16 protein-coding genes are annotated in these 14,277 nt (G+C 69.4%); 9 read left to right on the forward strand and 7 right to left on the reverse strand.

Annotation, left to right across the window (positions count from 1 at the left end; translation table 11 throughout):
- Positions 1-108: 108 nt before the first annotated feature.
- Both ACSX1C_RS14780 and ACSX1C_RS14785 read left to right on the forward strand, forming a co-directional pair.
- On the forward strand, positions 109-489 hold the full coding sequence (locus ACSX1C_RS14780) for a RidA family protein (RefSeq protein ID WP_318644490.1): 381 nt from the start codon (positions 109-111) through the stop codon (positions 487-489).
- Positions 490-541: 52 nt separating this feature from the next.
- Positions 542-1,276 (forward strand): hypothetical protein, encoded by a 735-nt coding sequence (locus ACSX1C_RS14785; protein WP_439886757.1) that lies wholly within the window; start codon positions 542-544, stop codon positions 1,274-1,276.
- Between the two features lie 33 nt (positions 1,277-1,309).
- Here the strand turns inward: ACSX1C_RS14785 and ACSX1C_RS14790 are convergent, their stop codons facing one another.
- A complete protein-coding gene (locus tag ACSX1C_RS14790) occupies positions 1,310-2,179 on the reverse strand; it encodes an NAD-dependent epimerase/dehydratase family protein (protein WP_439886758.1) in 870 nt (289 codons plus the stop codon).
- 95 nt (positions 2,180-2,274) lie between these two features.
- Here ACSX1C_RS14790 and ACSX1C_RS14795 point away from each other — a divergent pair, with 95 nt between their 5' ends.
- The 3 genes from ACSX1C_RS14795 (at position 2,275) to ACSX1C_RS14805 (ending at position 6,786) form a co-directional block, all read left to right on the forward strand.
- Positions 2,275-3,201 carry a hydrogen peroxide-inducible genes activator gene (locus tag ACSX1C_RS14795; RefSeq protein WP_439886759.1) on the forward strand — a complete coding sequence of 309 codons (927 nt, stop codon included), beginning with the start codon at positions 2,275-2,277 and terminating at the stop codon, positions 3,199-3,201.
- A 9-nt stretch (positions 3,202-3,210) separates the two neighbouring features.
- The gene (recG, locus tag ACSX1C_RS14800; protein WP_439886760.1) at positions 3,211-5,286 is read left to right on the forward strand and encodes an ATP-dependent DNA helicase RecG; all 2,076 of its coding nucleotides are present in this window, start codon (positions 3,211-3,213) and stop codon (positions 5,284-5,286) included.
- Positions 5,287-5,379: 93 nt separating this feature from the next.
- A complete protein-coding gene (locus ACSX1C_RS14805) occupies positions 5,380-6,786 on the forward strand; it encodes an HDOD domain-containing protein (RefSeq protein ID WP_439886761.1) in 1,407 nt (468 codons plus the stop codon).
- Positions 6,787-6,846: 60 nt separating this feature from the next.
- Here ACSX1C_RS14805 and ACSX1C_RS14810 read toward each other — a convergent pair whose 3' ends face one another.
- The 6 genes from ACSX1C_RS14810 to ACSX1C_RS14835 all read right to left on the reverse strand — a co-directional run bounded on the left by ACSX1C_RS14810 (position 6,847) and on the right by ACSX1C_RS14835 (position 10,315).
- Positions 6,847-7,581, reverse strand: a complete 735-nt coding sequence (locus tag ACSX1C_RS14810) for a hypothetical protein (protein ID WP_439886762.1) — start codon at positions 7,579-7,581, stop codon at positions 6,847-6,849.
- A 78-nt stretch (positions 7,582-7,659) separates the two neighbouring features.
- Positions 7,660-8,052 (reverse strand): helicase, encoded by a 393-nt coding sequence (locus ACSX1C_RS14815; protein WP_369958349.1) that lies wholly within the window; start codon positions 8,050-8,052, stop codon positions 7,660-7,662.
- A 147-nt stretch (positions 8,053-8,199) separates the two neighbouring features.
- Entirely contained in the window at positions 8,200-8,472 is a 273-nt protein-coding gene (locus ACSX1C_RS14820) for an HU family DNA-binding protein (protein WP_090447331.1), read from the reverse strand.
- A 186-nt stretch (positions 8,473-8,658) separates the two neighbouring features.
- Positions 8,659-9,807, reverse strand: a complete 1,149-nt coding sequence (locus tag ACSX1C_RS14825; RefSeq protein ID WP_439886763.1) for an NAD(P)/FAD-dependent oxidoreductase — start codon at positions 9,805-9,807, stop codon at positions 8,659-8,661.
- A gap of 56 nt (positions 9,808-9,863) precedes the next feature.
- Positions 9,864-10,031, reverse strand: coding sequence for a rubredoxin (locus ACSX1C_RS14830; protein ID WP_318644480.1), 168 nt, complete (start codon positions 10,029-10,031; stop codon positions 9,864-9,866).
- Positions 10,032-10,147: 116 nt separating this feature from the next.
- Complete coding sequence (locus tag ACSX1C_RS14835; RefSeq protein ID WP_208707819.1) at positions 10,148-10,315, reverse strand: rubredoxin; 168 nt, start codon at positions 10,313-10,315, stop codon at positions 10,148-10,150.
- Positions 10,316-10,516: 201 nt separating this feature from the next.
- Here ACSX1C_RS14835 and ACSX1C_RS14840 point away from each other — a divergent pair, with 201 nt between their 5' ends.
- From ACSX1C_RS14840 to phoR, 4 genes are all read left to right on the forward strand, one after another.
- Positions 10,517-11,071 carry a chorismate--pyruvate lyase family protein gene (locus ACSX1C_RS14840; RefSeq protein WP_439886764.1) on the forward strand — a complete coding sequence of 185 codons (555 nt, stop codon included), beginning with the start codon at positions 10,517-10,519 and terminating at the stop codon, positions 11,069-11,071.
- Between the two features lie 123 nt (positions 11,072-11,194).
- Complete coding sequence (gene ubiA / locus ACSX1C_RS14845; protein WP_439886765.1) at positions 11,195-12,085, forward strand: 4-hydroxybenzoate octaprenyltransferase; 891 nt, start codon at positions 11,195-11,197, stop codon at positions 12,083-12,085.
- Positions 12,086-12,189: 104 nt separating this feature from the next.
- The gene (gene phoB / locus ACSX1C_RS14850) at positions 12,190-12,879 is read left to right on the forward strand and encodes a phosphate regulon transcriptional regulator PhoB (RefSeq protein ID WP_439886766.1); all 690 of its coding nucleotides are present in this window, start codon (positions 12,190-12,192) and stop codon (positions 12,877-12,879) included.
- A 76-nt stretch (positions 12,880-12,955) separates the two neighbouring features.
- On the forward strand, positions 12,956-14,263 hold the full coding sequence (gene phoR / locus ACSX1C_RS14855) for a phosphate regulon sensor histidine kinase PhoR (protein ID WP_439886767.1): 1,308 nt from the start codon (positions 12,956-12,958) through the stop codon (positions 14,261-14,263).
- The last annotated feature ends 14 nt before the right edge of the window (positions 14,264-14,277 follow it).

A 14,277-nucleotide genomic window follows, 5' to 3' on the forward strand; every position in this document is an offset into this window, starting at 1 on the left:
GTGCTTTGACAGCGCCCCGCCTTTGGCCGACCCTAGGCGGCCGAATCTGCGTGGCGCAGGCAATGCGCCGCGCAAGTCCCTCCCAGAACAGTCTTTCAAGGAGTTCCCATGAGCAAGAGCGTCATCAACAGCGACAAGGCCCCGGCCGCCATCGGCACCTACTCCCAGGCGATCAAGGCCGGCAACACCGTCTACGTCTCCGGGCAGATCCCCCTGGACCCCAAGACCATGGAACTGGTCGAGGGCTTCGAGGCCCAGACCGTGCAGGTGTTCGAGAACCTCAAGGCCGTGGCCGAGGCCGCCGGCGGCTCGTTCAAGGACATCGTCAAGCTGAACATCTTCCTCACCGACCTGGCCCACTTCGCCACCGTCAACGAGGTCATGGGCCGCTACTTCCAGCAGCCCTACCCGGCCCGCGCCGCCATCGGCGTGGCCGCCCTGCCGCGCGGCGCCCAGGTGGAAATGGACGCTATCCTGGTACTCGAGTAAGTCCAGCGGCGGGGCATGACGCCCCGCCTCCTCCCCGTGCAAGGACCCTCCCATGCGTCCCGCCTCCTTCGCCCTGCTCGGCCTGTGCCTGCTCGCCGGCTGTGCCAGCCACCCCCAAGACCCCGACGGCACCTGGATCAACCAGGCGGCGATCGATGCCGCGAGCCGCGGCGGCCCGCTACGCGACGCCCTGCTGGCCTACGGCCCCAACCTGGAATGGCGGCTCGACTCGCAGCGCCGGCGTGCCGGCTACAGCAACGGCTACGAACAGGACGAAGGCCAGTTGCTGGCCGAGACCGAGGCACGCCTGCGGGTCGACTTCTACGGCGATTACCAGGAATTCCTCGCGCTCGACGGCGACGAACTGGTGCAGGCGGCCAGCGGCACCTGGCCGGAACAGCGCTTCGTCCGCGCTCCGGCCGCCGATGCCGCCCATGTGCCGCCCGGCGGCCGCTTCGAGCGGGCCCTCTACCAGGCCTACCTGGGCGGTACCTGGCGCATCGCCGAGGGCCTCGGCGCAGGCGGCCTGGTGCTGTTCCGCAGCGACGGCCGGGTCGAGGGCCTGCCCGGCGCGGAGCGCTATGCGCTGTGCCTGGCCGGCGACTGCGCGGCCATGAGCGGCGAGTTCGACAGCCTGTGGCTGCAGCTCGGCGAACAGGGCCAGGCCTGGCTGTTCGAACGCGACGGCGAGCGCCTGGGCATCTTCGCCGCACTCAACCGCGCCCAGGCCGACGAGATGCCCGACTACCGCAAGGGGCCGCGACGCTGGCTGCTGCAGCGCGACTAGAATCCGGCGGCAACGACCGCGCCGCTTGCCGCCCTAGGCCCCGAACGGCGCCCCCGCCAGGATCGCCCCGTAGCCTTCGCGGTAGCTCGGATACCGCGGTACCCAGCCCAGGGCACGGGCACGGGCGTTGCTGCAGCGCTTGCTACCGGCGCGGCGCAGCGTCTCCTGTGCCGACCAGTGACTGACCCCCAGCTGCTCGCGCAACCAGGCCACCACCTCATGCAGCGGCGCCGGCGCGTCGTCGACCCCCAGATAACAGCCGTCCAATGCCACCCCGCGGGCATCGGCCAGCAGCAGGCATGCCAGCAGGCCCGCGGCATCCTCGACGTGGATGCGGTTGGCGTACAGCGGCGGCTCGCTGGCCACCCGGTAGCCCTGGCGCACCTGCTCCAGCAACCAGCGCCGCCCCGGCCCGTAGAGCCCGGCCAGGCGTACCAGGCTGGTCGACAGACCGCTGTGCAGGGCCAGCTGCTCGGCCTCGCGCAGCACCCGCCCGGAAAACCCTGCGGCCTCGGCCGGCGACTCTTCATCGACCCATTCGCCGTCCTGCTGGCCATAGACCCCACTGCTGGAGACGAACAACAGCCGTCTGGGCCGCTGCCCATGTTGCGCCAGCCAGCCCAGCACCCGGCGCAGCCCCTCGACATAGAGGGCCCGGTAACCGGCCTCGTCGCGCTGCTCGGCCGCCGCGCAATACACCAGGTAGCCCAGCTCGCCGTCGGGCCAGGCCGGCGGACAGCCCTCGGCCTGCAGGTCACCGGCCACCGGGATGATCGGGGCGGGTAACTGCTGCGCCGAGCGGCGCAGGCCATGCACCTGCCAACCGGCTTCGGCCAGGCGCAGGCCCAGACGGCTGCCGACATCGCCACAACCCGCTATCAACACCCTCGCCGAATGCCCCATGCGCCCCTCCACAATTTCCCGATAGGGCAGTGTAGCGCGGTTGGTTCGCCGCAATGCAAAGGCTATGCTTAGGCGCAATTCAATGGATATTCACTATGACACTCACCGAACTGCGCTATATCGTCACCCTCGCCCAGGAACAGCATTTCGGCCGCGCCGCCGAACGCTGCCATGTCAGCCAGCCGACCCTGTCGGTGGGGGTGAAGAAGCTCGAGGACGAGCTCGGCGTGCTGATCTTCGAGCGCAGCAAGAGTGCGGTGCGCCTGACCCCGGTCGGCGAGGGCATCGTCACCCAGGCGCAGAAGGTGCTGGAGCAGGCCCAGAGCATTCGCGAGCTGGCCCAGGCCGGCAAGAACCAGCTGGCCGCGCCGTTGAAGATCGGCGCCATCTACACGGTCGGCCCCTACCTGTTCCCCCACCTGATCCCCCAGCTGCACCGGGTCGCCCCGCAGATGCCGCTGTATATCGAGGAAAACTTCACCCACGTGCTGCGCGACAAGCTGCGCACCGGCGAGCTGGACGCCATCATCATCGCCCTGCCGTTCCAGGAAGCCGACGTGCTGACCAAGGCGCTGTACGACGAGCCCTTCTACGCGCTGATGCCGGCCGGCCACCCCTGGGCCGAGATGAAGAGCATCGACAGCAAGCTGCTCAACGACAAGAGCCTGCTGCTGCTCGGCGAGGGCCACTGCTTCCGCGACCAGGTGCTGGAGGCCTGCCCGACCCTGCGCAAGGGCGGCGAGGAACACGCCAAGCACACCACGGTGGAGTCCAGTTCGCTGGAGACCATCCGCCACATGGTCGCCTCCGGCCTCGGTGTGTCGATCCTGCCGTTCTCCGCGGTGGACAGCCATCACTACGCCCCCGGGGTGATCGAGGTGCGCCCGCTGAGCGCCCCGGCGCCGTTCCGCACCGTGGCCATCGCCTGGCGCGCCAGCTTCCCGCGGCCGAACGCCATCGAGGTGCTGGCCGACTCGATCCGCCTGTGCTCGGTGGCCCAGCCGCAAGCCAAGAGCGCCTAGGACCGCCCCATGAGCGAACTGTCAGCGGTTTCCGTCACCGCCCTCAAGGGCGTCGGCGCCGCCCTGGCCGAGAAGCTCGCCAAGGTCGGCCTGGAGACCCTGCAGGACGTGCTGTTCCACCTGCCGCTGCGCTACCAGGATCGCACCCGCATCGTGCCGATCGGCGCCCTGCGCCCGGGCCAGGACGCGGTGGTCGAGGGCGTGGTGGTCGGCGCCGACGTGGTCATGGGCCGCCGCCGCAGCCTGCTGGTACGGCTGCAGGACGGCAGCGGCACCCTGTCCCTGCGCTTCTACCACTTCAGCCAGGCGCAGAAGGAGGGCCTCAAGCGCGGCACCCAACTGCGCTGCTACGGCGAGGTGCGCCCCGGCTCCTCCGGCCTGGAGATCTACCACCCGGAATACCGCGCGCTGAGCGGCGGCGAGCAGGCCGCGGTGGAGCAGTGCCTGACGCCCATCTACCCGACCACCGAAGGCCTGACCCAGCAGCGCCTGCGAGCCCTGAGCGAACAGGCCCTGGCGCGTCTCGGCCCCCACAGCCTGCCCGACTGGCTGCCCCAGGAGTTGGCCCGCGACTACCGCCTCGCCCCCCTGGACCAGGCGCTGCGCTACCTGCACCGGCCACCGCCGGACGCCGACCTGGAGGAGCTGGCCGAGGGCCGCCACTGGGCCCAGCACCGCCTGGCCTTCGAGGAACTGCTGACGCACCAGCTGTCCCTGCAACGCCTGCGCGAGCAGGTGCGCGCCCAGCAGGCGCCGGCGCTGCCGCCGGCCAGGCGTCTGCCGCCGCTGTATCTGCAGAACCTCGGCTTCCCGCCCACCGGCGCGCAGCGGCGGGTCGGCGCCGAGATCGCCTACGATCTGAGCCAGGGCGAGCCCATGCTGCGCCTGGTGCAGGGCGACGTCGGCGCCGGTAAGACCGTGGTCGCCGCCCTCGCCGCCCTGCAGGCCCTGGAGGCCGGCTATCAGGTGGCGCTGATGGCACCCACCGAGATTCTCGCCGAGCAGCACTTCCTCAACTTCAGCCGCTGGCTGCAGCCACTGGGCATCGAAGTGGCCTGGCTGGCCGGCAAGCTCAAGGGCAAGGCCCGCGCCAGCGCGCTTGCGCAGATCGCCACGGGCACCCCCATGGTGGTCGGCACCCATGCGCTGTTCCAGGACGAGGTGCAGTTCCGCAGCCTGGCGCTGGTGATCATCGACGAACAGCACCGCTTCGGTGTGCAGCAGCGCCTGGCGTTGCGGCAGAAGGGCGTCGGCGGGCGGCTGTGCCCGCACCAGCTGATCATGACCGCCACCCCCATCCCGCGCACCCTGGCCATGAGCGCCTACGCCGATCTGGACACCTCGATCCTCGACGAACTGCCGCCGGGGCGCACCCCGGTCAACACCCTGGTGATCGCCGACAGCCGCCGCCTGGAGGTCATCGAACGGGTGCGCTCGGCCTGCAACGAGGGACGCCAGGCCTACTGGGTGTGCACCCTGATCGAGGAGTCGGAGGAGCTCACCTGCCAGGCCGCCGAGACCACCTACGAGGATCTCGCCGCGGCCCTCGGCGGCCTGCACGTCGGGCTGATCCACGGGCGCATGAAGGCCGCGGAGAAGGCCGCTGTGATGGAGGAGTTCAAGCAGGGCCGGCTGCAGCTGCTGGTCGCCACCACGGTGATCGAGGTCGGCGTCGACGTGCCCAACGCCAGCCTGATGATCATCGAGAACCCCGAACGCCTGGGCCTGGCCCAGCTGCACCAGCTGCGCGGCCGGGTCGGCCGCGGCAGCGCGGCCAGCCACTGCCTGCTGCTCTACCACCCGCCGCTGTCGCAGCTGGGCCGCGAACGCCTGGGGATCATGCGCGAGACCTGCGACGGCTTCGTCATCGCCGAGAAGGACCTGGAGCTGCGCGGCCCCGGCGAGATGCTCGGCACCCGCCAGACCGGCCTGCTGCAGTTCAAGGTCGCCGACCTGATGCGCGACGCCGACCTGCTGCCGGCCGTGCGCGACGCCGCCCAGGCCCTGCTGGCGCACTGGCCGCAGCATGTCAGCCCGCTGTTGCAGCGCTGGCTGCGCCATGGCCAACACTATGGGCAGGTGTGAGCGTGCGGGCAGGGCATCCGTCATATTGCCGTGCAGCCATCGACCCGCTGTTTATACTTCGAGGCATTCGCCCTCCCTACGCCGGACTCCCTCATGACTGAAGCAGCCCTCGCCCCCGACTCCACCCCGCGTCCGCCGGCCGTGATCCAGCAGCTGCTCGACAAGCTCGGCCTGAGTTATCGCGCCTGCCACGAACACGCCGACCTGCCCGCCGCCCAGCGCCTGCAGGCGGTGCTGCTGGAGGATGCCGTCGGCGCCCTGCTGGTGCTGTACCCGCAGAGCCAGCTGCTCGACCTGGGCCGCCTGGCCGAACTGACCGGGCGCCAGCTCGCCGCGGTCAAGCCGGAACGCCTGGAGCGCATGCTCGGCAAGCATGCCCTCGGCGAACTGCCCGGCCTGCCGCCGCTGACCAGCTCGCCCTGCCTGTACGACGAGCGCCTGCTGCAGGAGCCCAGCCTGTATGTCGCCTCGGGCCAGCCCGGGGTGCTGCTGGAGATCGCCAGCGCGGCCTTCCGCGGGCTGCTGGGCAAGGCCAGCGCCGCGCGCTTCGGCGAGCCGCTGAGCAATATCCGGCCGAACCTCGACCGCCCGGACGACGACCGCGCCGAGATCAGCCAGGCCGTGCAGGCCTTCACCGCCCGGCGCATCCAGCAGCGCCTGGAAGAAACCATCGAGATTCCGCCGCTGCCCCAGACCGCGCAGCGCATCATCAAGCTGCGGGTCGACCCGGACGCCACGGTGGACGACATCACCGGGGTGGTCGAGACCGACCCGGCGCTGGCCGCCCAGGTGGTCAGCTGGGCGGCCTCGCCCTACTACGCCGCCCCCGGCAAGATCCGCTCGGTGGAGGACGCCATCGTCCGCGTGCTGGGCTTCGACCTGGTGATCAACCTGGCCCTGGGCCTGGCCCTGGGCAAGACCCTGAGCCTGCCCAAGGACCAGCCGCAACGAGCCACCCCCTACTGGCAGCAGGCGATCTACACGGCCGCGGTGATCGAGGGCCTGACCCGCGCCATGCCGCGTGCGCAGCGCCCGGAGGCCGGGTTGACCTACCTCGCCGGGCTGCTGCACAACTTCGGCTACCTGGTGCTGGCCCACGTCTTCCCACCGCACTTCTCGCTGATCTGTCGGCACCTGGAAGTGAACCCGCACCTGTCGCCCAGCTACATCGAGCAGCACCTGCTGGGCATCAGCCGCGAGCAGATCGGCGCCTGGCTGATGCGTTTCTGGGACATGCCGGAAGAACTGGCCAGCGCCCTGCGCTTCCAGCACGACGCCGAGTATGCCGGCCCCCATGCCGCCTACCCGAACCTGGTGTGCCTGGCCGTCGGCCTGCTGCGCAACCGCGGCATCGGCAACGGACCACGACGCGCAATCGACCAGGAGCTGTACGACGCCCTGGGCCTGAGCCGGGACAAGGCCGAAGAGGCGGTCGACAAGGTGCTGGCCGCCGAGGTGGCACTGCGCGAACTGGCCGCCCAGTTCCATTCGCCGCACTGAGCGCGGCCTGCCGGACCAGGACAGAAGAGGGGCCCGTGGGGCCCCTGCGTCGTCCGCCAGCTATCGAAGCGCGGCGCGGCGCGCGGCGAACAGCCGCGGCAGGGCCTGCACGCTTTCTTCCAGCAATCGACTGAGGACGGGCTGCTCGTACAGCGCGGCATACTCGGCGAGCTGCTCGCTGGGAATCTGCCGGTAGGCATAGAGCATGAAGGACTCCACCGCCGCCGCGCTGGACTGGCGCAGGGCCTCGGCCTGGACGCCGGTCTGACGGCTCAGGGCCTGCTCATCGAGGGTCTCGCCGCGCGCCCTGAGCGCCAGCAACGCCTGGGTCTTGCCCACCTCGTAGCGCAGCAGGGCGGCCAGGGCGGTGGTGCGTGCGGCGGCATCCAGGCGCCGGACCAGGGCCAGCCGGCTCGGCAGCGGCGCACGGGCGGCGAGTTGTCGACGGTAGTCCGCCAGGGCCGTGCCGCCGTCCTCGCCGACCGACCGCTCGGCCGCAGTGAAGCGCCGGGCCAGGGGGCTCTCGAGCAACCGCCGGGCCTGCCTGAGTTGCTGTGGCTCGAAACGGCCGGCCAGTTGCTCGGCCAGGTCCCGGCACAGCCCCTCGGCGGCGAAGACCTGGCCCAACTGCGCCTGCTGCTGGGCGTTCAGGCCGCGGCGCAGCAACGGTTCGCTCTGCTCGCAGAGCAGGCGAATTCCCGCCAGTTCGAACAACGGCGCGAAGGCCTCGGCCTTGGACGGCGCAGCCTGCGCCATACCGACGGCCAGCAGCAGGACAGCGATGAGCACAGGCATGGGCAGGCCTCCATCAGGGACTCCAGCCAGCCTAGCGAATGCCTCGGGCGGCGGCCAGCGCCGCCGCCCCTGCGGGGGTCAGGCGGCCTTCTTCTCGCTGTCGCGCTTCTTCGGCGCCAGATGCTTGGTCAGCCCCTGGAACCACAGCACCAACGCCGGGTTGCCCTGGATCTGGATGTCCTTGCTCTGGATGCCCTGCATGAAGGCCAGCTGCTTGTTCTTCGCGTTCATGGTGGCGAAACCGTAGGCGCCGTCCTTGAAGCCCAGGGCGAAGGCCGGCTCGCGGGCCGGACCGCGCTTGCTGCTGATGCGCTGATCCTTGACGATAAAATGGCGGGCGATCTTGCCGTCCAGGGTATGCAGCTGGAACTGCATATCGCGACCGGCCAGCTGTTGCTGGAAAGCGGGGTTATTGCGGCTGGCCTTGGCCATCAGGCGGCCCAGCAACCACAGAAGCAAGCGGAATTTCATGCGCACGATCTCGACGGGTAACGGAAATGGCGGCGCATTGTAGCGGGTTGCGCGAGGGACTACAGCCAAACCAAAGCCTGGCAATGGCCACCGGCTCGGGGCCTGGCGAGGGAAGCCCGGAGCCCTACGGCCCCGGGCTGACACGGCTCAGTTGACCGCGTCTTTCAGGGACTTGCCCGGCTTGAAGGCGACGGTGTTGCTGGCCTTGATCTTGACCGGCTGACCGGTCTGCGGGTTCTTGCCGGTTCGAGCACCCCGGTGGCGTTGCACGAAGGTGCCGAAACCGACCAGGGTCACACTGTCCTTGCGGTTCAGTGCGCCGGTGATTTCTTCGAGCACGGCGTTGAGTACACGACTGGCCTGATCCTTGGTGAGATCGGCCTTTTCGGCGATGGCGGCGGCGAGTTCCGGTTTACGCATAGATGCCTCTTAGACGGTTATTGTTGTTGTGTCCGTGCTGTCCTTCCAGGTCAGCGCCCAAGGCGCCGCAACGGCTCTGCGCTGCGGCAGACCCTGGGAGAATGGCATGTGATTAAGCCCCGCGCCAGTCTCACTCGGCGGTTTGCGCGGAGCGCAGCAGGGCGTTTACGCCAGAAAGGCCGGCGTTCATGCCAGCAGCGGCGGCAGCTGCTTGTTCAATGCCAGCTTCTCCTGCACCGCCGCGCCGGTCAGGGCATAGCCGAGCAGGTTGCCGGCGGCGTCGTGGCACAGGGCCTTGATGTCACCGCCGCCCCCTGCCGCCGTCCACTCGCCCTGCAGGCCCGGTGGTGGCGGCGAAACCACCAGTGGGCACACCGGGGTCTTCACCGTGACCGGCATGGGACCGTAGCTCACCCGGGTCGGCGTGCCGGCCAGGGTCTTGGCCAGGGCGCGGGCGCAGCTCATCAACGGCATCACGTAGAGCAGGTTGAGGCCCTCGACCTCGGCGCAATCGCCCAGGGCGTAGACATGGGCATGGGAGGTGCGCAGCTGGCGATCGACCACCACCCCGCGCCTGACCGCCAGGCTCGCGGACGCGGCCAGCTCGGTGCGCGGACGCAGACCGACGGCGGAGATCACCAGGTCGCAGGCTATCCGACTGCCGTCGGACAACCGGGCCTCCAGGCCCCCGTCCTTGTGCCGGAGGCTGTCCAGCGTCGGGCCGAGGTGGAAGCGCGCGCCGAGACTCTCCAGTCCGGCCTGCACCGCCGCCGCCGCGGCCGGGTGCAGCAAGCCGGGCATCACCTGCTCGCAGGGCGCGACCAGTTCGACCTGATAGCCGCCGACGCTGAGGTCGTTGGCGAATTCGCAACCGATCAGCCCGGCGCCGAGCAGCAACACCCGCCGCTTCCCCGCCGCCGCGACGCGAAAGCGCGCATAGTCCTCCAGGTCGTTGATCGGGAAGATCGCGTCCTGGGCATCGCCGGCCACCGGCACGCGGATCACCTCGGCGCCCCAGGCCAGCACCAGGTCGCGGTAGGGCACGGCTTCCTCGCCGATCCACAGGCGCTTGTGCGCCGGGTCGATGGCGGTGATGCGGGTATGGGTGCGGATCTCCGCGCCCAGCTGTTCGGCCATGGCGCCGGGCTCGGCCATGCTCAGGCCGTCGGCGTCCTTGTGCTTGCCGAAACCGGTGGAGAGCATCGGCTTGGAGTAGGAACGGCCATCGTCGGCGCTGATCAGCAACAGCGGCGTGGTGCTGTCCAGCTTGCGGAACTCGCGGGCCAGGTTGTAACCGGCCAGGCCGGTGCCGACGATCACCAGGGGTGCGCTCATCATCCATCCTTAATCTGTTGCGGCGCAGCCGCGCGCCGCCGGACGGCCCGGGCCGCTCAAGAAATCTCGATCATCTCGAAATCGGTTTTGTCCGCGCCACAGTCCGGGCAGACCCAATCGGCGGGAATGTCTTCCCAGCGGGTGCCGGGGGGGATGTCCTCATCCGGCAGGCCCAGGGCTTCGTCGTAGATGAAGCCGCACACGATGCATTGCCACTTGCTCATGCAGATCTCGCCTTGCGGGAACCTCTGCAGACCCTACTGCAATTGCCCGGCGGCCGCCAAGGGGCGCGGGACGCAACGAAAACGGCGGCCTCGGCCGCCGCAGGCAACGGGTCGACTCAGGCGATCTCGATCATCTCGAAATCCATCTTGCCGACGCCGCAGTCCGGGCACAGCCAGTCTTCCGGCACGTCCTGCCAGGGCGTGCCGGCGGCGATGCCTTCATCGGGCCAGCCCTGGCTCTCGTCGTAGATCAGCCCGCAGACCACGCATTGCCATTTCTTCATAACTACCTCTGGCGAGTCACACTGTGTTGCGCGGGGCACGCTACCGCAAATGCGCGGATGCGCCAAGCCGCCGGGGACGAATGCCATGGCCGCCCGCACTACCTGCACCCCGCACTCGGGCACGGGGCGACGCTTTGCCGCTGGCGTGAATCCGACCCTTTGTTACACTCGCGCGCTTCCCGTTCTGGATGAAGCGTCGCCGTGTCCCATGCCTCCCTCGCCCATCCGCCGCGCTGGCTGACCGCCAGCCAGCTCTACCCGAGCCCAACGGCCGACGTATACGACTGGTTGTTCGTCAATCGGGACTCGCTGACCCAGCGGCTGACCGCACTGTCGTCCGAGCGCTTCGACGTCACCCCGCTGAGCGAAGGCTGGCAGCGCCTGCGCTGCGACGAGTGCAGCGCCCTCGGCGTGCCCGACGGCAGCCTGGGCTGGGTGCGCGAGGTGTACCTGCGCGGCCACGGCCAGCCCTGGGTATTCGCCCGCAGCGTGGCGGCCCGCAGCGCCCTGGAAGGCTCCGGCCTGGCCCTCGACCAGCTCGGCAGCCGCTCGCTGGGGGAACTGCTGTTCAGCGACCGCGCCTTCGCCCGCGGCGAACTGCAGGCCTGCCACTACCCCGCGCCCTGGCTGCCGGCCGAGGTACGCGCCGAGCGCCTGTGGGCGCGGCGCTCGCGTTTCAGCCGCGGCGCCCTCGGCGTGCTGGTGGCCGAGGTGTTCCTGCCGGCGTTCTGGCCGGCGGCGGGGATAGAGGCCTAGGGCGGAAAGCCGCGCAGCGTTTTCCACCGCCCCATCGCCCACCCGGGTGGATCGCTAGCGCGTGATCCACCCTACGCCGCCATCATCCGTATAATCCGCGCAACCCGCACGGAGACGCGCCCGATGTACACCCACCTGCTGAAGTCGCTCAATCGTCTGCACCCCCGCGCCTGGGACTTCGTCCAGCTGATGCGCCTGGACAAGCCGATCGGCATCTACCTGCTGCTGTGGCCGACGCTGTGGGCGCTGTGGGTGGCGGCCGACGGCGTGCCGAGCGCGAAGAACCTGCTGATCTTCGTCTTCGGCGTGATCCTCATGCGCGCCGCCGGCTGCGTGATCAACGACTACGCCGACCGCGACTTCGACGGCCACGTCGCCCGCACCCGCGCGCGCCCCCTGGCCAGCGGGCGGATTCAGCCGCGCGAGGCGCTGCTGCTGTTCGCCGTGCTGGTGGCGGCCGCCTTCGTGCTGGTGCTGCTGACCAACGCCGCGACGGTCTGGCTGTCCTTCGGCGGCCTGGCCCTGGCCGCCTGCTACCCCTTCATGAAGCGCTACACCTTCTACCCCCAGGTGGTACTCGGCGCGGCGTTCTCCTGGGGCATGCCGATGGCCTTCACCGCCGAGACCGGCAGCCTGCCGCCGGAGGCCTGGCTGCTGTACATCGCCAACCTGCTGTGGACGGTGGCCTACGACACCTACTACGCCATGGCCGACCGCGACGACGACCTGAAGATCGGGGTCAAGTCCACCGCCATCCTGTTCGGCGAGGCCGACCGCCTGATCATCGCCAGCCTGCAGGGCCTGGCCCTGCTGTGCCTGCTGCTGGCCGCCGCGCGCTTCGAGCTGGGCCTGTACTTCCACCTCGGCCTGCTGGCCGCCGCCGCCTGCTTCGCCTGGGAATACCACGCCACGCGCAACCGCAAGCCGATGGCCTGCTTCAACGCCTTCCTGCACAACCACTGGGCCGGCCTGGCGATCTTCCTCGGCCTGGTGCTGGACTATGCCCTGCGCTGAACCGCCCCGGGGGTGTAGGCTGGTGCCGTCAGGCTGTCATATCGCTGCAATAATTCCGTTATCTAATGCGGCGCTAGACAGTTGAACGAACCGAGGCGGGACCCATGGTTGGCAAGAACATCCTGATCGTCGATGACGAAGCACCGATCCGCGAGATGATCGCGGTGGCCCTGGAAATGGCCGGCTACGAGTGCCTGGAAGCGGAGAACACCCAGCAGGCCCACGCCCTGATCGTCGACCGCAAGCCCGACCTGATCCTCCTCGACTGGATGCTCCCCGGCACCAGCGGCATCGAACTGGCCCGGCGCCTCAAGCGCGACGAGCTGACCGGCGACATCCCGATCATCATGCTCACCGCCAAGGGCGAAGAGGACAACAAGATCCAGGGCCTGGAGGTCGGCGCCGACGACTACATCACCAAGCCCTTCTCGCCGCGCGAGCTGGTCGCCCGTCTCAAGGCCGTGCTGCGCCGCGCCGGTCCCAGCGACAGCGAGGGGCCGATCGAGGTCGGCGGCCTGCTGCTCGACCCGCTCAGCCACCGCGTGACCATCGACGGCAAGCCGGCCGAGATGGGCCCCACCGAATACCGCCTGCTGCAGTTCTTCATGACCCATCAAGAAAGGGCCTATACCCGCGGCCAGCTGCTCGACCAGGTCTGGGGCGGCAACGTCTATGTCGAGGAACGCACCGTCGACGTGCACATCCGCCGCCTGCGCAAGGCCCTCGGCGCGGCCTACGAGAACCTGGTGCAGACCGTGCGCGGCACCGGTTATCGTTTCTCCACCAAGAGCTAACGGCCGCTCACTGGGTTAGGATGACCGGCCGGACGCATGAGCCGGCTGTAAGGATCGACTGGCGGATGAATAGCAAGTGAAGCAAGACTGGCGTGGTGCCCTGGTGCGCCGCCTGCTGCTGCTGATCGGCGGCTGCCTGCTGCTGGGCCTGATCAGCGGCGAGTATGCCTGGGCCCTGGTGATAGGCCTGGGCACTTACCTCGGCTGGACCCTCAAGCAGCTGCTGCGCCTGCACCGCTGGCTGCAGGAGCATCAGCCCGGCGAGGCGCCGCCGGACGGCTACGGCCTGTGGGGCGAGGTGTTCGACAGCATCTACCACCTGCAACGCCGCGACGAACGGGTGCGCGGCCGCCTGCAGGCGGTGATCGACCGGGTGCAGGAATCCACCGCGGCCCTGAAGGACGCGGTGATCATGCTCGACCGCGACGGCAACCTGGAGTGGTGGAACCGTGCCGCCGAGACCCTGCTGGGCCTGCAGACCCCGCAGGACAGCGGCCAGTCGATCAGCAACCTGGTGCGCGACCCGCGCTTCAAGGACTACTTCGAACGCGAGAACTACCTCGAGCCGCTGGACCTGCCCTCGCCGGTCAATAGCCGCGTCCAGCTGCAGATCCACGTCACCCAGTACGGCAACAGCGAGCACCTGATGCTGGTGCGCGACGTCACCCGGCTGCACCAGCTGGAGCAGATGCGCAAGGATTTCGTCGCCAACGTGTCCCACGAACTGCGTACGCCGCTGACGGTGATCGCCGGCTACCTGGAGACCCTGCTGGACAACGTCGAAGGGGTCAATCCGCGCTGGCTGCGGCCGTTGCAGCAGATGCAGCAGCAGGGCGCGCGCATGCAGAACCTGCTCAACGACCTGCTGTTGCTGGCCCGGCTGGAAGCCACCGACTACCCCGCGGACAACCAGCCGGTGGCGGTCGACCTGCTGCTGCTGTCGATCAAGAACGACGCCCAGGCGCTGTCCGGGCCACGCCAGCACCGCATCAGTCTGGAGGCCGACCCGCACCTCAGGCTCAAGGGCAGCGAGGCGGAGCTGCGCAGCGCCTTCTCCAACCTGGTGTTCAATGCGGTGAAGTACAGCCCCGACGAGGGCCGCATCGACATCCGCTGGTGGGGCGACGAACAGGGCGCCCACCTGACGGTGCGCGACGACGGTCCGGGGATCGAGGCCAAGCACCTGCCGCGCCTGACCGAGCGCTTCTACCGGGTCGACTCCAGTCGCGCCAGCGCCACCGGCGGCACCGGCCTGGGCCTGGCCATCGTCAAGCACGTGCTGCTGCGCCATCGCGCGCGTCTGGATATCGCCAGCACCCTGGGCCAGGGCAGCACCTTCACCTGCCACTTCCCCAGCACCCAGGCGGTACGCCGGGCTAAGTAACGCGCGCTTGCAAA

Origin of the sequence: Pseudomonas sp. MBLB4123, assembly GCF_051904775.1 — a bacterium.
Lineage (GTDB): Bacteria > Pseudomonadota > Gammaproteobacteria > Pseudomonadales > Pseudomonadaceae > Aquipseudomonas > Aquipseudomonas benzenivorans_B.